We start from the raw sequence: 20056 nt of genomic DNA on the forward strand, positions 1-20056 counted from the left end.
AAGGCGCCGGCCGACTTCGCTGAGGAGGTCAATGATGAACGGTTTGATAAGAATCTTCAGTATTATCTTCGGAGTGATCTTTTTCTCGCTCTCCTTCGTGGTGAGTCTCGAGACCCTCATCCGCAAGCTCTTCAATATTTCGCTGGGTGGGATCGACGAGCTTTCCGGTTATGCGGTGGCCGTGGCCGCTGGCCTGGCCTTCTCGGTGACCCTGATCCAGCGGGCGCATATCCGCATCGATATCGTCACGGCTCGCCTGTCAAAGCAGAAGCAGGCGTTTCTCAACTGGCTGGCCAGTGTCTCCATGGCGGTGCTCGGGGTGTTCTGCATCTGGCTGGCCTACGGCGTACTCGGCGATACGGTCGCCTACGGCAGTCGTGCCCCCACCGTCTGGGCAACCCCGCTGGTCTACCCGCAGGCGCCCTGGTTCCTGGCCTTGCTGATTTTTTGCCTGCTCTCGGTTTATTTCGCCGTGCAGGCCACCCGGCTGCTGCTGCGCCGCGATACCGAGGCGCTGAACCGCGACTTCGGTCCGCGCGGTGCCAAGGAGGAGCTCCGGGAGGAGCTGGAGGATATCCGCCACCGTGATGAGGAGGTAGTGACGCCATGACGCTTGCCTATGTGTTCCTCGCCTTCCTGGTCATGCTGGGCATGATGCTGGCTGGCATGCCCATTGCCGTGGCCATGGTCGCCATCGGCGTGGTCGGGGGACTGGTCACCTTCGGCATGCCGCTGGTGGAGTCCATGGGCTCGGTGATCTGGGCCTCACTCAACCAGAGCCTGCTGACGGCGATTCCGCTTTTCATCCTGCTGGGTGAACTGCTGCTGCGCGGCGGCATCGCAGATCGCATGTTCTATGCCCTGTCGATTTGGATGAACCGCTTGCCGGGCGGGCTACTGCACACCAATATCGCCTCCTCATCGCTGTTCGCCGCCACCTCCGGCTCCTCGGTGGCCACCGCGGCGACCATCGGCACCCTGGCCCTGCCCACCCTGGAGAAGCGCGGCTATCCCATGGGGCCGGCGCTGGGCTCGCTGGCCGCAGGCGGCACCCTGGGGATTCTGATTCCGCCCAGCGTCAACCTGCTGGTGTTCGGCTCCCTAGCCAATGTCTCGGTGGGGCAGCTGTTCCTGGCCGGCGTGATCCCGGGGATCGCCCTCACCATGCTGTTCAGCCTCTACCTGCTAATCAGTCAATGGGGCAAGCACTATGGCGGCGAGGAGGAGCGGATCTCCTTTGCGGACAAGCTGCGTGCCTCGAAGAGCCTGGTCCCGCCGCTGGTGATCTTCTTCATCGTCATGGGCTCGATCTATGCCGGCCTGGCCACGCCCACCGAGTCGGCGGCACTGGGGGTAGTCACGGCGATCTTCTTTGTCTGGTACGGCGGGCGGCTCAATCTGGAACTGCTCGAGGCAGTGTGTATCAACTCGGCGCGCACCACCGGCATGGTGCTGCTGGTGATCATCTGTGCGCTGATGCTCAATGTAACGGTGTCGTTGACCGGTGTGGCACAGACCCTGACCCAGTGGGTGGTGGCTTTCGACCTCTCGGTGCTGGCGCTGCTGCTGATCCTGATCGTCTTCTACATCCTGCTGGGCATGTTCATGGACGTGATGTCGATGCTGGTGCTCACCGTGCCGGTGGCCGTGCCCATCGTCATGGCAGCGGGCATCGATCCGATCTGGTTCGGCATCTTCATCATCCTGATGTGCGAGATCGGCCTGATCACCCCGCCGGTGGGCATGAACCTCTATGTGGTGCACGGCGTGCGTCCAAGCGGCGGTGATTTCCGCGAAGTGATGTGGGGCGCCTTTCCGTTCGTGATCATCCTGTTGTTGTTCACATTCCTGCTGATCGCCTTCCCTGATATTGCGCTCTGGCTACCTCGCAACATGATGGGATAGCCGCGCTACCTGAACACATCTTGTTTTCCCACTGAACTGTAGACCCCATCTTTGGCCCTTATGGCCAGGGGTGGGGGAGGAGTCTTGCATGCGTTTATTACTGTTGAATGGCAATTCCAATGTCTCCATGACCGAGCAGATGGCGGGGCGTGCCCGCGAGTTGCTGGGACACGAGGCGGAGATCGTCGCCGATACCGCCACCGACAGTGTGGCCTATATCGGTTCTCGGCGAGAGTGTGCCCTGGCCGGGGCTGCGCTGGTGCCCCTGGTCGAACGACACCTGACCGAGGATCCGATCGGCTTCGATGCCATCCTGCTTGCCTGCTTCGGCGAGCCAGGCATCGCCGCGGTGCGTGAGATCAGCCCGGTGCCGGTGGTTGGCATGCTGGAGGCCTCGCTGCTGACCGCCATTCAGCTGGGTGAGCGCTTCTCGATCATCACTCCTGGTGAGCGCTGGCCGCGCATGATCGAGGATGGGCTGCACGGATTAGGGCTTACACGACGCTGTCTGGGTATCAATGCCATCGTGATCGATGACCTGCGGCTACCCGACCAGCGTGAACAGGCCGGGCAGCGCCTGGCCGCTACTCTGGAGGCGCAATATGCCAGGCTCGCGCCGGATGTGGTGATCATCGGCGGCGCGGCATTTGCCGGGCTGGCGCCCGATATGCCGCGCCCGGCGGGTTGCCGGCTGCTGGACTGCTTTGAAGCTGCCGTAATGCAGTGCCAGGCGCTGATGTGCCTGCAGCGGCTGTCATTGGCGTGACGGGACTTGCAACCAAGCTGAATACACCTTATCTTTTTATTGTATACATAGATTGTTGCTACTAGGAGTTCATTTCCAAACGACTCGCCTATCTGATGGGTCGTGAAAGGAATTCTAAGGGCCATCCACTCTGGCGACCTCGTGGCAGCATCACGGACCCGAATAACAAGGAGAGGCGCCATGCGCTCCGCCAACGGTAACGACTACCCCCGCGACCTGATCGGCTATGGCCGCACGCCTCCCCACGCCAACTGGCCCGGCAAGGCGAAGATCGCCTTGCAGTTCGTGCTCAACTATGAAGAGGGCGGCGAGAACTGCGTCTTGCATGGCGATTCGGGGTCCGAACAGTTCCTTTCCGAGATCATCGGTGCCCCTTCGTTTCCCGACCGCCACCTGAGCATGGAGTCGATCTACGAGTATGGTTCCCGGGCCGGGGTCTGGCGCATCCTGCGCGAGTTCGAGCGGCGCGGCCTGCCGCTGACGGTGTTCGGCGTTGCCATGGCGCTGGAGCGTCACCCGGAAGTGGCCCATGCCTTCAAGGAGCTGGGGCACGAGATCGCCTGTCACGGCTATCGCTGGATCCACTACCAGGACGTGCCGGAGCATGTGGAACGCGAGCATCTGCAACAGGCCATGGAGATCTTCCAGCGTCTCTACGGTGAGAAGCCGCTGGGCTGGTACACCGGCCGTGACAGCCCCAACACCCGCCGGCTGGTGCTCGACGAGGGAGGCTTCCTCTATGACAGCGACTACTATGGGGACGACCTGCCGTTCTGGACTCGCCAGGCGGATAGCCAGGGCCGCGAACACGATCACCTGATCGTGCCCTATACCCTGGACAGTAACGACATGCGCTTCGCCGCGCCCCAGGGCTTCAACACCGCCGACCATTTCTTCAGCTACCTGCGCGACGCCTTCGATGTGCTCTATGCGGAAGGGGAGGAGTCGCCGAAAATGCTCTCGGTGGGCATGCACTGTCGGCTGCTGGGCCGCCCCGGCCGCTTCCGCGCTCTACAACGCTTCCTCGACCATATCGAGGCCCACGACCGGGTCTGGGTAACTCGCAGGGTGGATATCGCGCGGCACTGGGCCGAGCATCACCCGGCACCGGCGCGCTGAAATGCTAGCTTTATCCTAGCTTGATGTGTCGCGCGAGGCTGATCCGACGACAGGCCTACGAGGGGGCGCTGTGAACCCTTCCCTGGGCGCTACCGATGCCATCCATGGCATCGGACCCCCTCTTCGACCTGTCCTCGGCGCCTCTCGCTTAGGTGGCAGCGACTGACCTGACAGCTGTCAGTGACTCTATCCAGAACGCATCTTTATCAGCCTCAACGTTTCTTTCAGGACGCCTCATGAGCCAACGCACGTATTACGCCCCCCGCGGCGGACACCCGCCCCAGACCCAGCTGCTTTCGGACCGGGCGGTCTTCACCGAGGCCTACGCCGTGATTCCCAAGGGGGTATTCGGCGACATCGTCACCAGCAACCTGCCGTTCTGGGAGGAGACCCGGCTATGGGTGCTGGCTCGGCCGCTCTCCGGCTTTGCCGAGACCTTCTGCCAGTACATCATGGAGGTGTCGCCGGGCGGTGGCAGTGAGAAGCCCGAGCTCGACCCCGCAGCCGAGGGCGTGTTGTTCGTGGTGGAAGGCGAGATGACCCTGACGCTGGCCGGCGAGCGCCATCGCATGGCCGCGGGCGGCTACGCTTTTCTGCCACCGGGCAGTCACTGGCAGCTGCGCAACGAGTCCGACGCCCCGGTGCGTTTTCACTGGGTGCGCAAGGCCTACGAGTTCGTCGAGGGTATCGACGTGCCGGAGGCGTTCGTGGTCAACGAGAACGATGTCGAGCCCAACCCGATGCCGGGCACGGAAGGCCGCTGGGCCACCACCCGTTTCGTCGATCCGGCCGATGTGCGTCACGACATGCACGTCAATATCGTCACCTTCCAGCCGGGGGCGGTGATTCCCTTCGACGAGACCCACGTGATGGAGCACGGCCTCTATGTGCTGGAGGGCAAGGCGGTGTACCACCTGAATCAGGACTGGGTCGAGGTCGAGGCCGGCGACTTCATGTGGCTGCGCGCCTTTTGCCCCCAGGCCTGCTATGCCGGCGGCCCGGGGCCGTTCCGCTACCTGCTCTACAAGGATGTGAATCGCCATCCGAAGCTGCGGCTCGGGGCTCGCTGAGACGGGCAGGGCGCTTGGAGTCGTCTCGCCGCTCGAGGCTGATCCGTCGACAGGGTTTCGAGGGGGCGCTGTGAACCCCTCCCTGGGCGCTACCGATTCCATCCATGGAATCGGACCCCCTCTTCACCCTGTCCCCGGCGCCTCTCGCTGGAGCGCTGCCTTTAGATTGTAAGGTTGATCGGGTGAACACAGAAATTGCTAAAGGAAACAGCCATGCTGGAACTCAAAGCCGAGCCGCTGACGCCGGAAGCCTTCGCGCCCTTTGGCGACGTCATCGACACGCGCACGGCCGAATACTTTCACATCAATGCCGGGCGCACCCGACGCTACCACGACCTGGCGAAGGTCGAGACCCTCGGTGAGGAGACGAGGGCACTGATCAGCATCTTCGTCAGCCAGCCGATTTCGCTGCCGCTGGAACTCGATTTCCTGGAGCGTCATCCCCTGGGCAGCCAGGCCTTCATGCCGCTGCACGAGGAGCGCTTCGTGGTCGTGGTGGCGCCACCGGGCGAGACCATCGACCCGGACGAGGTGCGCGCTTTCGTCACCGATGGCCGCCAGGGGGTGAACTACCGAGCCGGGACCTGGCATGCGATCCAGTCGGTGCTCGAGCGTGAGGGGGAATTCCTGGTCGTCGATCGTGGCGGTGAGGGCAATAACTGTGACGAGCACCCGCTGGCACTGCGAGTTAGCCTCTAACTCAAGTTGCTGCCAAGCAAGTGGCTTTTCCAGGCGGGAGGGGCCACTTGTGCTTTCAGCAGGATGTTAGGCATTGTCTGAAAACTGTCTGCGCTCGGCCATACTGCGTTAAAAATCAGCTCAAAATACTCATTTACACCCCGTAAACTCCGTCTTTTCGCTGATTTTTGCCTTATCTGACCATCGCTCGTCGACTTTTCAGACAGTGCCTAGGGCGTCAAGAGGGTGGGCGGTTTATGCTGGCAATCGCCTCACCGGTATGTCGGATATGGCTGGCCAGTAGGCGCTGGGCTAGGTCACTGTCACGGGCCTTCAGTGCCTCAAGGATCTGGCGGTGCTCCTCCGTCGATTCCTGCCAGCGACCCAAATGATCGAGGGCCAAATAGCGTGCTCGTTCCAGCCGTCCCAGCAAGCTGCGATGGGTCTCCTCCAACGCGGGGTTTTTGGCGCCGGCCACGATCAACCCATGAATGCGTTGGTTAAGCTCAAAATAGGCACTACGGTCGCCCTTCACTAGAAGTCGCTCAAGACGTTCTTGCAAGGTTTCTAGGCGTTTGAGTTCGGTTTTGGTCATGCGTTTTGCTGCCAAGCCGGCGGCCAGGCTTTCCAGCCCCGCCTCTACCTCGAAGAGGTGATCCAGCTCCTTGGCATTGATGGGGGCCACTCGAGCCCGGCGGTTGCGAGGCATCACCACCAGTCCCTCTGCGGACAGCCGCTTCAGTGCCTCTCTCAGGGGGGTTCGGGAGATGCCCAGCTGTGCGCATAGGGTGGGTTCCTGAAGCAGCTCCCCCGGAGGTAGTTGGCCCCGAACGATAAGCCGATGCAGGGTCTGGTAGGCTTCCTCAGCCAGGGTTGGTGCGGTTATGCGGGCTACACCCGCTGGGGCATCTGTACTCATAGGCATCTCCTCTTGACCGGATAGTTCTATTTTTCCCGCTGGCACAATGGAATTCCAGTCAGATGCGATTCGTCAGTACTTGACGGCCTACCAACTTTACCAGTTTCTCAGGGAGACCATGGCAGGGCTTGCTGGGCAGAGCGGCAAAGCTGCCGGCGGAGGGTGCTGCCGCCCCCAAGTTGACCATGGCCTGAGCCTGATGCAACGCACAGGTAACACCATCGAGGGCAGGTACTGGCAGGCGTGCAGCTACGTCGCGGGCTAGGCCGGCGAGGGGGGCTCCGGCAAGGATCAGGACATCGGCACCGTCGTCATGAACCGCTCGCTCGGCCAGAGCCACCAGGCGCTCGCCCTGATCCTCCTGCACTCGACCGATATGGGCCAAGGGCTCGTCCAGGGCGCGAATACTGGCCAAGCGATCGGAGAAGCCGTAGCTGGCTATGGTTTCCCGGTACCAGGCCTGGATGCGCTGGGAGATAGCGATTACCGAAAAACGGCTTCCTTGTTGACAGGCACTAACCAGAGCTGCCTCGGTCATTCCTACTACCGGGATCGGTAAGATCTCACGCAGGGCGGTAAGCCCCGGATCGCCAAACGCCGCCACCACCACAGCATCATGATCTTCATACATTTCTGCGGCAATCTGCATCACGGCATAGCCGCCAATCTGGGCCTCGGCGCGGGTCTCGATATAGGCCACACCGAAAGGGGCGGTGGCCATGGTCAGCTCGGTGCCTGGTCGGATGCTGCGGCGGGCCTCCCGTTCGATCAGGGCGGTGACGTCGATTGAGATATTGGGATTGATGACCAGTAGTTTCATGGCGTGCTCACTAAGTATGTTCGTGGCGGGGTAGCCCGCGCCGCTGAAAAGAAAGAGCCCCGGCCCCTGTTTGGAGCCGGAGGAGGCGGTAGTCAGTACCCCAGTGCCCGCGGCAACCAGGTGACAATGCCGGGAAAAGCGATACAGGCGAACAGCACCACATATTGGAAAACAATGAAGGGCCAGGCGCTTTTCATCAGCTCGTTGAGGCTTATCTTCGAGATACCACACATCACGAACAACAGTACGCCCACCGGCGGCGTCATCATCCCCACCACCAGGTTCATCACGAACAGGAAGCCGAACAGCAGCGGGTCGATGCCGTAGGCCAAAGCAATGGGCGCTAGTAGCGGTACCAGCATGATGTAAGCGGCGTTGGACTCGATGAACATGCCGACCCCGATGAGCAACACCATCACCAGCAGCAGAAACACCAGCGGATCCTGGGTGAAGTTCTGTACCCATTGGGACAGCTGCATGGGGATCAGGTCGAGGGTGAAGGCAAAGGTCATGGTGGAAGCGAAGGCGATCAGGGCGCCCACCATGGCAGCGGTCACGGCGGCATTGAACATCGCCTTGGGCAGGTCGGAGATGCGCAGCTTGCGGGTCACGAAGAAGCCGATGAGAAGTGCATAGACCACCGCGATGGCAGCTCCCTCTGTAGGGGTGAAAGCACCACCAACGATGCCGCCCACCACCACGATTGGCATCAAGAGAATCGGCAGGGCGCGCCAGGTCTGCACCAGCACATGCTTGAGGCCGATCCTGCTCTCGGTGCCTAGTGGGTAGCGGCGGCGCATGGCGATGAAGCTGGCCAGTCCCATGAAACCCACCGCCAAGATGATTCCGGGTACGACGCCTGCCATGAAAAGTCCGCCTACCGAGACCGATGACCCGGCCATCAAGGCGTAGACGATCATGGCGTTGCTGGGCGGGATGATGGCCCCCAGGTTGGCGGCGGAGGCCACCACGGCGCTGCTGTAGCCGGTACCGTACTGCTGGCGCATGGAGGGCACCAGTGAGCTGCCCAACGCACTAGCACTGGCCACGGCGGCCCCGCTGACAGCCGCCAGTACCATGCCGGCGACAATGGCCACATGGGCCAGGCCACCATGTATGCGACCGATCAACGAGTTGGCGAAGTCCACCAAGCGCTGCAGGACGCCGCCGGCCACCATCAGCTCGCCGGCCAGCATGAACAGTGGGATAGCCATCAGCGGGAAGCTATTGACCGAGTGCATCATGCGCTGAGGGAGTATCGAGAAATCCATGCCACCTACATACAGACCCACCAGGGAGGCCAGGCCCAGGGCGAAGGCCAGGGGCATCCGCAGCAGGGCGAAGCTCAGGAAGGTGAAGACGATGGCCGGAGTCATGAGGGCAGCCCTCCACGGTGGGTCGGGGCGCTGGGAAGTGGCTCCAGGCGCATTGCCTGAGCCATCAGATGCAGGCAGCTATGGCCGGCGCAGACCAGCACGGCGATATAGAAGACGGCGGCGGTGATCGGCAGGGTGGGCATCAGCTCCTGCCACTTGCTGACCACCGCGCCCAGGCTGATCCAGAACAGCCACGCCATCATGGCGGCGCCGAACAGGGCCATCAGTTGCGCCAGGCGCTGCTGTAGCCCCTCGGACAAGTGGGAGACCAGGGCGTCGATACCCACATGGATACCGACCTTGATGCCGTGGGGAATGGCCAGGAAGATCGCCCAGACGAAGAACAGCCGCGAGAGTTCGTCGGCTGAGTCGATAGAGCTGGAGAGTACATAGCGGGTGAACACCTGGGCCGAGACGAGGAGGGTCATCATGCCCATGGCCACCAGAATGGCGTAATAGGATGTCCGGTCGAGCAGCACCAGGCCATGCAGGAAGTGGCGCTTGACCGGGCTGGAGGCGTGCGCCTCCAGCTGGTGCCAGGCGGAAGTCATGACGTGAGTTCCTCGAGCACCTGGTCGACGACCTCGTTACCGATTCTGTCGCGCAGCTGCTCCACCACCCCCTGGCTGGCCTCACGCAGGGCGGCGCGAGTCTCGTCGCTGATTGGGGTGAACTGCATGCCCCGTTCGATCAGCGTCGCCCGGGCCGCCTCATCCTCCTCGGCAGCGGTCTGCCGCTGCCAGGCTACTGCCTCTGCCATGGCCTCGCGTACGACTTGCTGCTTCTCCTCGCTCAGCCGATTGAAGGTGTTGCGGTTGGCCACCACCACGATGAAGTCGTAGAAGTGGCCGGTATCGGAGAGATGGCCCTGTACTTCGTCCAGTCGGCGGGTGCTGATGATGCTGTAGGGATTCTCCTGGCCGTCCAGCACCCCCTGTTGCAGTGCACCGTAGACCTCGCTGATATCCATTGAGATCGGGCTGGCGCCGATGGCACGGAAGGTGTCCAGGTGAGTCTGGTTGGGCTGCAGGCGGATTCTCAGACCGTTGAGGTCTTCGATGGTTTCGATGGGGCGTTCGTTGTTGGTCACATGGCGGAAGCCCAGCTCCATATAGCCCAGCGCCACGAATCCCTTCTCGGCCAGCTTCTCGTCGAGGAGCTCGCCGAAGTCACCATCGATCAGGGCGAAGGCGTCCTCGCGATCAGCGAAGGCGAAGGGCAGGCTCAGTGCCTCCAGCTCCGGCACGGTACGCGACAGGAAGGCGATGCCGACCCAGGTGCCGGCGATGGACCCAGACGAAACCTGATCGACGTTCTCGCTGGCGCCGCCTAGCTGCATGTTGGGGAACAGCTGGGCGCTCAAGTCGCCGTCGGTGCGTTCGGCCAGGGTATCCCTGAAAATCTCCATTGCCCGGCTGCTGGAATGGTCATCGGGGAAGTTGCCGCTGAAGCGCAGGGTCTCGGCACTGACGAGCAGGGGAGAGCCTAGGCCGAGCGCCAACAGAATGGCTGCAGAGCGTTTTGCGAGTCGTGTTGTTGTTGTCATACAGGGTTCCTTTTGTTTCACGAGTGGACTGCCGATCGCCTTGTATTTCTGTGTGGGCGACTTTCTGAACCCTAGCGGAGGATTTCAGAAAATACAAAACATAGAATACAGGTTTTTTAAAAATACTTAAAAAACAATTAGATAACTTTTCTATTTTTATGAAAAATTGTATTTCAGTGTGTTTTGCTTGCAAAAAATCAGAGCTGTGCGAATCTGTTGGGGGTGAGGTTTTTGTATACAGAATATCAATAACAGCCCCGGAGCAAGCCATGAATCGTACCCTGCTGGGCATGCTGACGCCTTCCTCCAATACTGTGCTCGAGCCCTATACCGCGGCCCTGCTTCAAGAGCTTTTTCCTCGGGTTACGGCTCATTTTCAGCGTTTCACCGTCAAGGAGACTGCACTCAGCGGTCGGGCCCAGGTTCAATTCGATCCCACGCCGCAGTTGGAGGCCGCACGCCTGCTCAACGACGCGCAGATGGACGTGATCGCCTGGAGCGGCACTTCGGGGAGCTGGTTGGGTTTCGAGACCGACCGCCAGCTGTGTGACGCCATCACCGAGACGACCGGGGTGCCGGCCACCAGCAGCGTGCTGGCACTCAACGAGATCCTGGCGCGCACCGGAGTGACCCGGCTGGGGCTGGTGACGCCCTACCTGAGCGATATCCAGGCGGCTATCGTCGCCAACTACGCCGCCGAGGGCATCGAGGTGATGGCGGAGCGCCACCTCAATGACCGTGGCAACTTCTCCTTCTCGGAATACGACGAAGCGACCCTGGCGGGGCTGGTGCGGGAGGTGGCCCAGAGCCATCCCCAGGCCATCACCCTGCTGTGCACTAATATGCGAGGTGCCGCCATCGTGCCGGCGCTGGAGCAGGAGCTGGGCATTCCCATCTATGACTCGGTGAGCGTCGCGGTATGGAAGTCTCTGCGGCTTGCGGGGGAGGACACCACTTCCATCCAGGGATGGGGCGGTCTCTTTCAGGATCCGCGGCTGCTGGTATGAGCCTTCTCCCGATCCCTCTTGCGAGCCGCTGATGGACAACAAGCAACCAACTCAAGACGGGGTGGTGAGGATCGACGGCTATACCGTACTGGGGCTGTCGGCGCTTGCCACCTTTGCAGTGATCGCACTCGGTGACGTCATGACCGTTGGCTGTCGATGCGACGCCAGCGAGGAGCTCACCTTCAGCACGACCAGGAGCTAAGCATGCAACATCACGAGATCCCACTGAGGATGTTCGTCAACGGGCAGGCCATGTCAGGGGGCAGCCTTGATTTCGCACTGGAGGGGGCCCGATTCCTGGGCGCGATCACTACGGCCCCCCGCTATCGCTTCTATTCGATAAGGGACGAGTTTCCCGGCTTGCTGCCCGTGTCATCCGCGGGGGCTCAAGTCCCGGGCGAGCTCTACGCGCTCTCTCATGCGCAGTTGCGCGAGGACCTGCTGCCGAATGAGCCGGATGAACTCGAGCTGACCATCATCGAGCTCGAGGATGGCTCGGGCGCCCTGAGCATGCGTTTGCGAGAGAGTGCCATCGATGGGCCGGGTGTCGTGGATATCACCCGGCATGGCGGCTGGTTGAACTACCTGAAGACGCTGGCAACGAAGGCGGGACCGGGGTGATCGGCCTGCGCCAGCCGGGGCGCCGCCGGCGCCTCGCGCGGGCCGAACCGCGCGCACCTGCCCATCAATACAACAAGAGAGTGACATCATGCAGCTAGATACCCTGATCAAGAACGGCCTGATCATCACCGCCGCTGATCGCTACCAGGCCGATATCGGCATCAAGGACGGGCGCATCGTCGCCCTGGGCCAGGGGCTTGAGGGCGCCGACGAGGTGATCGACGCCGATGGCCTCTGGGTGATGCCCGGCGGCATCGATGCCCACTGTCATCTGGATCAGCCCCTGAGCGACGGCGCGGTGATGGCCGACGGCTTCGAGAGCGGCACCCGCTCGGCGGCCTGCGGTGGGACGACCACGGTGATCCCCTTCGCCGCCCAGCAGAAGGGCCAGAGCCTGCGTGCCGCGGTGGAGGACTATCACCGCCGCAGCGAGGGCCAGGCGCTGATCGATTACGCCTTCCATATGATCGTCACCGACCCCACCGAGACGGTACTCAAGGAGGAGCTGCCGGCGCTGATCGCCGAGGGCTACAGCTCCTTCAAGATCTACCTCACCTACGACGACCTCAAGCTCAACGACCGGGAGGTCCTCGAGGTGCTGGCCATGGCCCGCCGCGAGGGCGGCATGGTGATGGTGCATGCCGAGAACGCCGACTGCATTGCCTATCTCACTGAACTGCTCGAATCCCAGGGGCAGACGTCGCCGTTCTACCACGGCGTGGCGCATTCGGCGATCGCCGAGCGTGAAGCTACCCACCGCGCCATCTCTCTGGCCGAGCTGATCGACGTGCCGCTGCTGATCGTGCATGTCTCTGGCCCCGAGGCCATCGAGCAGATCCGCTGGGCCCAGGGACGCGGCCTGCGGGTCTACGGCGAGACCTGTCCCCAGTACCTGATGCTCACCGCCGCCGACCTGGACAAGGAGGGCTTCGAGGGCGCCAAGTGCGTATGCAGCCCGCCCCCCCGCGACAAGGCGGCCCAGGAGGCGGTGTGGCAGGCGCTGGAGAGTGGCGTCTTCCAGGTCTTCTCCTCGGACCACGCCCCCTTCCGCTACGATGACCCCCAGGGCAAGAAGCTGCATGGTGACGAGGCCGGCTTCCACCATATCCCCAACGGCATTCCGGGGCTCGAGACGCGGCTGCCGATCCTCTTCTCCGAGGGGGTGGTGAAGGAGCGCATCGATGCCACCCGCTTCGTTGCGCTGACCGCCACCAACCCGGCCAAGATCTATGGCCTCTATCCCCGCAAGGGCACCATCGCCATCGGCAGCGATGCCGACCTGACCCTGTGGAACCCCGAGGCCCGCACCACGGTGCGCAACGCGGACCTGCACCATGCGGTGGACTACACCCCCTACGAGGGGCTCGAACTCACCGGCCGCCCGGTGCTCACCCTGTGCCGCGGTCGGGTGGTGTCCCGTGACGGCGAACCCACCGCCGCGCCGGGACACGGGCGCTTCCTGAAATGTGACAAGCCGCAGCCGGCCCGGCCTCGCGGCGCGGCCAAGGGGTTCTGAGCATGAGCACGCAGACGCTGATCGATACCGCCGCCGACCGCCTGCTGGCGGCCTATCCGCCGGGATCGACGATCCCGCTGCCCGAGGAGCTGCCGTTGGGGGATGCGGAGACCGCCTATGCCATCCAGGCGCGGGTCTCGACGGCCTTGGGCACCCACTCCGGCTGGAAGCTGGGAGGCATCATCAAGGGTGAGGTGCCACGTTACTCGCGGCTGCTCGCCGAGTGGAGCCAGGCTTCGCCGGGGCGCTTCGCTCACAACGATTTTCATCGGGTCTACCTGGAGCCGGAGCTGGCGGTGGTGCTGGGGGCGGCGATTTCGGCCAGGAAGGCCCCCTACACCCTGGCCGAGATCGCCCCGCGGGTGGCCAGTCTGCATGCCGCCATCGAGCTGGTGGACAGCCGCTTCATCGCCTGGCCCGAGGTGCCGCCGCTCTGGCAACTGGCCGACGGCCTAAGTCACGGCGCATTCGTGTTGGGCAGTGGTGCCCCCGCCGGTGACCTAACGCAGATGAAGAACGCCGCCTACCGCCTGAGCCTGGATGGCGAGGTAGTCTTGAGTGGCTGCGGCAACCACCCCGGCGGCGATCCCGCCGAGCTGCTGGTGGCGATGGTCAACGACCGGATTCGCCGCGATGGCGCGGGTTTTGCCGCCGGGGAGGTGATCACCACCGGTACCTTCGACGGTGTGGTGGAGATGCTGGCCGGTCAGCGGGTGCTTCTCGACTTCGCCGGGATTGGCGAGGCGGAGGTGAGGCTCGACTGAGTCGGCTGGGCTCAACGGTCGTCGAGCTGTGGGGCGGCGCATCGTTGTGCCACAGGCCAACGGCACTCACTGGGTGCCGCCGCATCATAGCTTGAGGAATGCCCCCGCAGCCCGCTGAGATTGAGGTAGGGCTCCTCGGGGGCGAGGCTGTCGAGATCTCGCACGGGTGGGGCAGGGTGAATTCCTGGTCATCGATCGTGGCGGTGAGGGCAATAACTGTGACGAGCACCCGCTGGCACTGCGCGTCACCGTCGGCTGATTATTTACGGGTTTTGACGAGACGATGACGACCCAAGTGGCTGATGGCACTTGGGTCTTTTTGTGTCGAAATAATTTTATGAAAATAGTTTCCATATAATGTTGACGGCGGGCTTGGTCGCGCCTAATCTCTGTATACAGAAATATTTTCCAAAAATAATTTCCCGCAAAAGAACAGCGCCCCTCACTGGAGGAATCATCATGGCTCGTATGACCGCAGCAGAAGCCGCCGTTCACGTGCTCAGGAAGGAAGGCATCGACGTTGCCTTCGGTGTGCCTGGTGCCGCCATCAATCCCTTCTATGCCGCCATGCGCAAGGTCGGCGGTATCGATCATCTGCTGGCCCGCCACGTCGAAGGCGCGTCACACATGGCCGAGGGTTATACCCGGACCAAGGCCGGCAACATCGGGGTCTGCATCGGCACCTCCGGGCCTGCCGGCACCGACATGATCACCGGTCTCTACTCGGCGACCGCCGACTCGATTCCGATCCTGTGCATTACCGGCCAGGCGCCGCGAGCCAAGCTGCACAAGGAGGATTTTCAGGCGGTGGACATCCAGGCGATTGCCGGTCCGGTCACCAAGTGGGCCGTCACCGTGCTGGAGCCGGCCCAGGTGCCGCGCGTCTTCCAGCAGGCCTTCCAGCTGATGCGCTCTTCGCGCCCGGGTCCGGTGCTGATCGATCTGCCCATCGACGTTCAGATGACCGAGATCGAGTTCGATCCCGACACCTATGAGCCGCTGCCGGCCTACAAGCCCAGCGCCTCGCGCGCCCAGGTCGAGAAGGCCATCGCCATGCTGAATGAGTCCGAGCGCCCGCTGCTCGTGGCCGGTGGCGGTGTCATCAATGCCGATGCCAGTGACCTGCTGACCGAGTTTGCTGAGCTGACCGGCGTGCCGGTGATCCCGACGCTGATGGGCTGGGGCACCATTCCGGATGATCATCCGCTGATGGCGGGCATGGTGGGGCTGCAGACCTCACATCGTTACGGCAATGCCACCCTGCTGGCGTCGGATTTCGTGATGGGTATCGGCAACCGCTGGGCCAACCGCCATACGGGCAACCTCGAGACCTATACGGAAGGACGCAAGTTCGTCCACGTGGATATCGAGCCGACCCAGATCGGGCGCATCTTCGGTCCCGACTACGGCATCGTTTCCGACGCCAAGGCGGCGCTCGAACTCTTCGTCGAGGTGGCGAGCGAGCTGAAGGCGGCAGGCAAGCTGAAGGATCGCAGCAGCTGGGCCGAGGAGTGCCAGGGGCGCAAGCGTACCCTGCTGCGCAAGACCCACTTCGACGAGGTGCCGGTCAAGCCGCAGCGGGTCTACGAGGAAATGAACCGCGTATTCGGCAAGAACACCCGCTATGTCAGCACCATCGGCCTGTCACAGATCGCCGGTGCCCAGTTCCTCCATACCTACAAGCCGCGGCACTGGATCAACTGCGGCCAGGCGGGCCCGCTGGGCTGGACCATTCCCGCGGCCCTCGGCGTCTGCCGTGCCGATCCGGAGGCCCAGGTGGTCGCGCTCTCGGGCGACTACGACTTCCAGTTCATGGTCGAGGAACTGGCGGTGGGGGCGCAGTTCAAGCTGCCCTATATCCATGTGCTGGTGAACAACTCCTACCTGGGGCTGATCCGCCAGGCCCAGCGGGGCTTCGACATGGACTACTGCGTGCAGCTCTCTTTCGAGAACATCAACTGCCCGGAGATCAACGACTACGGCGTGGACCACGTCTCTGTCGTCGAGGGGCTCGGTTGCAAGGCGCTTCGCGTGACCCGGCCCGACGAGATCGCCCCCGCCTTCACGAGGGCCCGCGAGCTGATGGCCGAGCACCGGGTGCCGGTGGTGGTCGAGATCATCCTGGAGCGGGTGACCAACATTGCCATGGGGACCGATCTCGGTGGCATCAACGAGTTCGAGGCTCTGGCCGAGAACCAGGCGGATGCGCCGACCTCGATCAGCGCCCTGACATGAAACCTGCGCACTGACCAAGGGGCGCTTGGGACAGGCCGCAGAGGAGGTCCGATTCCAGGGAAGGAATCGGTAGCGTACAGGGATGTATTCACAGCGCCTCCTCGCAGGCCTGTCGCAAGACAAGCCCCTAGCAATAACGTACGACCCAAAGGAGTTCGATATGCCCAAGTTTGCCGCCAATCTCAGCATGCTGTTCACCGAGGAGGGGTTCCTCGATCGCTTCAAGGCCGCCGCCGATGCGGGCTTCAAGGGCGTCGAGTACCTATTCCCCTATGACTACACGCCGGACGAGATCAAGTCTCGACTGGACGCCAATGGCCTGACCCAGGTGCTGCACAACCTGCCGGCCGGCGACTGGGCCGCCGGCGAGCGCGGCATTGCCTGCCATCCGGATCGCGTCGAGGAGTTTCGTGCCGGTGTCGACAAGGCCATCGACTACGCCACTGCGCTCGGCTGCAAGCAGGTCAACTGCCTGGCCGGCATTCAGCCTGCAGGGGTGAGCGATGAGCAGGCTCACCGGACGCTGGTGGACAACCTCCGCTATGCTGCTGGAAAGCTTGAAGCCGCCGGTATCCTGCTGCTGGCCGAGCCGATCAACACCCGCGATATTCCCGGCTTCTTCCTCAACCGCACCGAGCAGGCGCTGTCGATCTTCGACGAGGTGGGCAGTGACAACCTGAAGCTGCAGTACGACATCTATCATATGCAGATCATGGAAGGGGACCTGGCGCCGACCATCGAGAAGCACCTGGATCGCATCGCCCACGTGCAGCTGGCCGACAACCCGGGGCGGCATGAGCCGGGCACCGGAGAGATCAACTACCCGTTCCTCTTCTCTCATCTCGACCGGCTGGGCTACGACGGTTGGATCGGCTGCGAGTACAAGCCGGCTTCCACGACAAGAGAAGGGCTGGGCTGGCTCGATCAGGCCCGCGGCTGAAGAGCGCTGCAGCCCCCTTAACGAGGGGCGCCGGGGGCAGGCCGAAGAGGAGGTCTTTTGCCATGGGTGAGGAGCATTGCTCCGAACGGGCTGGCCATGGATGGCCAGCACCGGTCCTGCAAGCGAAGCAGGATGCGAGAGCGCAGCAGGGCAAAAGTAGCGCCCAGGGAAGGGTTCACAGCGCCTCCTCGCAGGCCTGCCGACGGATCAGCCCCGAGTGGCGACGTCACCTGCGACAGCCGCCGGGTAAGGTTGCAAATGACAAAGCTAAGCTGAAAGGAGAATCATCATGAGCAAGATCGGTTTCATTGGCCTCGGCATCATGGGTCGCCCCATGGCGGGTCACCTGCTCGACGCCGGCCATGACCTCGTCACCGTCAAGCGCGGCACCCTCGACGCCACCCTGGCCGAGAAGGGCATGACCGAACTCGACAGCCCCCGCGCCGTGGCCGAGCAGGCCGAGGTGATCATCACCATGGTGCCGGACACCCCCGACGTCGAAGCGGTGCTGTTCGGCGAGAACGGCGTCATCGAGGGGCTCAAGCCGGGGGCCCTGGTCATCGACATGAGCTCGATCGCCCCCATTGCCACCCAGGCATTCGCCAGGCGCATTGCCGAAGCCGGCGGCGAGTATGTGGACGCACCGGTCTCCGGCGGCGAGGGCGGGGCCATCAACGCGGCCCTGACCATCATGGTTGGTGCCACCGAGGAGGGCTTCACCCGCGCCCTGCCGATCCTCGAGGTGATGGGCAAGACGATCACCCATATCGGCGGCCATGGTGCCGGCCAGACCTGCAAGGTGGCCAACCAGATCGTGGTGGCGCTGACCATCGAGGCGGTGGCCGAGGGGCTGCTGTTCGCGTCACGGGCCGGGGCCGACGTGGCCAAGGTGCGCGAGTCGCTGCTCGGTGGCCTGGCCCAGTCGAAGATCCTCGATGTCCACGGCGAGCGCATGATCAAGCGCACCTTCGATCCGGGCTTCAAGATCCGTCTGCACCAGAAGGACCTCAACCTGGCGCTGGAAGGGGCGCGTAGTCTCAATCTGGCACTGCCGGGTACGGCCAATGCCCAACAGTTGTTCCAGGCCTGTGCCGCCCAGGGCGGCGCCGACTGGGACCACGCTGGTATCCTGAGGGCGCTTGAGTCGCTGGCCGACCATGAAGTCGGCGGCTGAACGATCTTACCGGGGAAGCATCCGCTGGCACAGCAAGCCGTGTGCCGGTCGCGCAGACATTCAGACGGTGCTTTCCCCCGTTTCTACTGCTACCGTCGTAACCTATCGCCCGCTGCGAGGTGCCCCATGAATTCTGATCTCCCCCCCTTCGACCCTGCAATGGACGTGGCGGCCTGGCTACGCCGGCTTGCTGACATCGCCGTTACCGCCGTGCATCCGGATTCGCTGGTGGCCGATCTGCTGCCCGACCCACCGCCGGGGCGCACCGTGGTGGTCGGTGCCGGCAAGGCCGCTGCTGCCATGGCAGCAGCCCTGGAGCGCGCCTGGCAGGATCGCTGCCCCGAGGCGCCGCTCTCCGGCCTGGTGGTAACCCGCTATGCTCATGGCGTTCAAGGGCAGGGCGCCGGTGGCGGCGTGATTGAAGTGCTGGAGGCATCGCATCCCATGCCCGATGATCTCGGGGAAAAGGCGGCCCGGCGCATGCTCGAGGCGGTCGAGGGGCTCACCGACGACGATCGCGTCATAGCACTGATTTCCGGTGGTGGCTCGGCCTTGATGACGCTGCCGGCACAGGGCATTTCCCTGGCCGAGAAGCAGGCCATCAACCAAGCATTGCTGCGCTGTGGCGCACCGATCAGCCAGATCAACACCGTGCGACGTCACCTCTCCTCGATCAAGGGCGGCCGACTGGCGGCGGCCGCGCATCCCGCCCAGGTGGTGACCTGGCTGATTTCCGACGTGCCGGGCGACGAGGCGTCGCTGATCGCTTCCGGACCGACCCTGCCCGACCGCACGACGCCGGCCGACGCCCTGGCAGTACTCGAGCAGTACGCCATCGCCATTCCCGACAGCGTGCGCCGTCACCTGCAGGGGAGCACCGATGCCCCATCAGCCGACGATGCGGACTTCGCTCGCGACGACAGCGTCATGCTGGCGCGGGCCTGCAACGCTCTGGAGGCAGCCAGGCAAGCCGCCGAGGCAGCCGGTGTCTCGGTGAGCCTGCTTGGGGACGATCTGGAGGGCGAAGCCCGCGAACTGGGTCGGGCTCAGGCGCGTCTTGCGTTCGAGGCCGTGGCCGAGAACGGTGGGCCACGGCTGATTCTCTCCGGCGGAGAGACCAGCGTCACGGTCCAAGGCGACGGCCGTGGGGGGCGCAACGTGGAGTACCTGCTGGGCCTTTTCGATGCCCTGGAAGGTGCCTGGGGTATCCATGCCCTGGCTATCGACACCGACGGCATCGATGGCTCCGAGGATAATGCCGGCGCGCTGTTCGGGCCTGGCGACTGGCCCCGCGCTCGGGAGCTTGGCCTTGATCCCGCTGAGCACTTGTCACGCAACGACGCTTATACTTTCTTTCAGGCGTTGGACCGGCTCATCGTCACCGGGCCGACTCGAACCAACGTCAACGACTTCCGTGCCATTCTGGTCTTGCCGAGGACATCATGACGCTTCCCCCCCACGCTCCCATCCATGACCCCATTCGTCGCACCAAGATCGTCGCCACCCTGGGGCCGGCCAGCGACCGCATGGGTGTTCTTGAGGCCATGATCGAGGCCGGTGTCGATGTGGTACGCCTCAACTTCTCCCACGGTTCGCCGGA

21 protein-coding genes are annotated in these 20056 nt (G+C 63.3%); 16 read left to right on the forward strand and 5 right to left on the reverse strand.

The window, feature by feature from the left end; translation table 11 throughout:
* Positions 1–34: 34 nt before the first annotated feature.
* The 6 genes from DU490_RS11915 (at position 35) to DU490_RS11940 (ending at position 5559) form a co-directional block, all read left to right on the forward strand.
* Positions 35–610 carry a TRAP transporter small permease subunit gene (locus DU490_RS11915; protein ID WP_181870030.1) on the forward strand — a complete coding sequence of 192 codons (576 nt, stop codon included), beginning with the start codon at positions 35–37 and terminating at the stop codon, positions 608–610.
* A complete protein-coding gene (locus DU490_RS11920; RefSeq protein ID WP_114574512.1) occupies positions 607–1905 on the forward strand; it encodes a TRAP transporter large permease in 1299 nt (432 codons plus the stop codon). The genes DU490_RS11915 and DU490_RS11920 overlap by 4 nt, the downstream gene beginning before the upstream one ends.
* Before the next feature lie 88 nt (positions 1906–1993).
* On the forward strand, positions 1994–2671 hold the full coding sequence (locus tag DU490_RS11925) for an aspartate/glutamate racemase family protein (RefSeq protein WP_114574513.1): 678 nt from the start codon (positions 1994–1996) through the stop codon (positions 2669–2671).
* A 180-nt stretch (positions 2672–2851) separates the two neighbouring features.
* A complete protein-coding gene (gene puuE, locus DU490_RS11930; RefSeq protein ID WP_114574514.1) occupies positions 2852–3790 on the forward strand; it encodes an allantoinase PuuE in 939 nt (312 codons plus the stop codon).
* Positions 3791–4026: 236 nt separating this feature from the next.
* A complete protein-coding gene (locus DU490_RS11935; protein ID WP_114574515.1) occupies positions 4027–4860 on the forward strand; it encodes a bifunctional allantoicase/(S)-ureidoglycine aminohydrolase in 834 nt (277 codons plus the stop codon).
* Positions 4861–5073: 213 nt separating this feature from the next.
* Entirely contained in the window at positions 5074–5559 is a 486-nt protein-coding gene (locus DU490_RS11940; protein ID WP_114574516.1) for an ureidoglycolate lyase, read from the forward strand.
* Positions 5560–5776: 217 nt separating this feature from the next.
* Here the strand turns inward: DU490_RS11940 and DU490_RS11945 are convergent, their stop codons facing one another.
* The 5 genes from DU490_RS11945 to DU490_RS11965 form a co-directional block, all read right to left on the reverse strand.
* A complete protein-coding gene (locus DU490_RS11945; protein WP_114574517.1) occupies positions 5777–6457 on the reverse strand; it encodes a GntR family transcriptional regulator in 681 nt (226 codons plus the stop codon).
* A 58-nt stretch (positions 6458–6515) separates the two neighbouring features.
* Positions 6516–7277 carry an aspartate/glutamate racemase family protein gene (locus DU490_RS11950; RefSeq protein WP_114574518.1) on the reverse strand — a complete coding sequence of 254 codons (762 nt, stop codon included), beginning with the start codon at positions 7275–7277 and terminating at the stop codon, positions 6516–6518.
* Positions 7278–7369: 92 nt separating this feature from the next.
* Positions 7370–8653 (reverse strand): TRAP transporter large permease, encoded by a 1284-nt coding sequence (locus tag DU490_RS11955; RefSeq protein WP_114574519.1) that lies wholly within the window; start codon positions 8651–8653, stop codon positions 7370–7372.
* Positions 8650–9204 (reverse strand): TRAP transporter small permease, encoded by a 555-nt coding sequence (locus tag DU490_RS11960; RefSeq protein WP_114574520.1) that lies wholly within the window; start codon positions 9202–9204, stop codon positions 8650–8652. Before DU490_RS11960 ends, DU490_RS11955 begins: the two co-directional genes overlap by 4 nt.
* Positions 9201–10199, reverse strand: a complete 999-nt coding sequence (locus DU490_RS11965) for a TRAP transporter substrate-binding protein (protein ID WP_114574521.1) — start codon at positions 10197–10199, stop codon at positions 9201–9203. Before DU490_RS11965 ends, DU490_RS11960 begins: the two co-directional genes overlap by 4 nt.
* A gap of 269 nt (positions 10200–10468) precedes the next feature.
* Between DU490_RS11965 and DU490_RS11970 the strand changes: the two genes are divergently transcribed.
* From DU490_RS11970 to DU490_RS12015, 10 genes are all read left to right on the forward strand, one after another.
* Positions 10469–11206: an aspartate/glutamate racemase family protein gene (locus DU490_RS11970; RefSeq protein WP_114574522.1), complete on the forward strand. Its 738-nt coding sequence runs from the start codon at positions 10469–10471 to the stop codon at positions 11204–11206.
* 31 nt (positions 11207–11237) lie between these two features.
* Positions 11238–11408 (forward strand): hypothetical protein, encoded by a 171-nt coding sequence (locus DU490_RS17210; protein ID WP_181870031.1) that lies wholly within the window; start codon positions 11238–11240, stop codon positions 11406–11408.
* Between the two features lie 2 nt (positions 11409–11410).
* Positions 11411–11827, forward strand: coding sequence for a gamma-glutamylcyclotransferase (locus tag DU490_RS11975; protein WP_258801647.1), 417 nt, complete (start codon positions 11411–11413; stop codon positions 11825–11827).
* Between the two features lie 67 nt (positions 11828–11894).
* Positions 11895–13343 carry a dihydropyrimidinase gene (hydA, locus tag DU490_RS11980; RefSeq protein WP_258801648.1) on the forward strand — a complete coding sequence of 483 codons (1449 nt, stop codon included), beginning with the start codon at positions 11895–11897 and terminating at the stop codon, positions 13341–13343.
* A gap of 2 nt (positions 13344–13345) precedes the next feature.
* A complete protein-coding gene (locus tag DU490_RS11985) occupies positions 13346–14107 on the forward strand; it encodes a 2-keto-4-pentenoate hydratase (protein ID WP_114574524.1) in 762 nt (253 codons plus the stop codon).
* Positions 14108–14566: 459 nt separating this feature from the next.
* Entirely contained in the window at positions 14567–16342 is a 1776-nt protein-coding gene (gene gcl / locus DU490_RS11995; protein WP_114574525.1) for a glyoxylate carboligase, read from the forward strand.
* A gap of 160 nt (positions 16343–16502) precedes the next feature.
* Positions 16503–17282: a hydroxypyruvate isomerase gene (gene hyi, locus DU490_RS12000; RefSeq protein ID WP_114574526.1), complete on the forward strand. Its 780-nt coding sequence runs from the start codon at positions 16503–16505 to the stop codon at positions 17280–17282.
* 289 nt (positions 17283–17571) lie between these two features.
* Entirely contained in the window at positions 17572–18456 is an 885-nt protein-coding gene (locus DU490_RS12005; protein WP_114574527.1) for a 2-hydroxy-3-oxopropionate reductase, read from the forward strand.
* A gap of 126 nt (positions 18457–18582) precedes the next feature.
* Entirely contained in the window at positions 18583–19902 is a 1320-nt protein-coding gene (locus tag DU490_RS12010) for a glycerate kinase (RefSeq protein ID WP_114574528.1), read from the forward strand.
* Positions 19899–20056, forward strand: a 158-nt coding sequence (locus DU490_RS12015) for a pyruvate kinase (protein WP_258801649.1), incomplete at its 3' end; no start/stop codon positions are given. The genes DU490_RS12010 and DU490_RS12015, both read left to right, overlap by 4 nt.

This window comes from Halomonas sp. DQ26W, assembly GCF_003339685.1.
Classification (GTDB): Bacteria; Pseudomonadota; Gammaproteobacteria; order Pseudomonadales; family Halomonadaceae; genus Halomonas.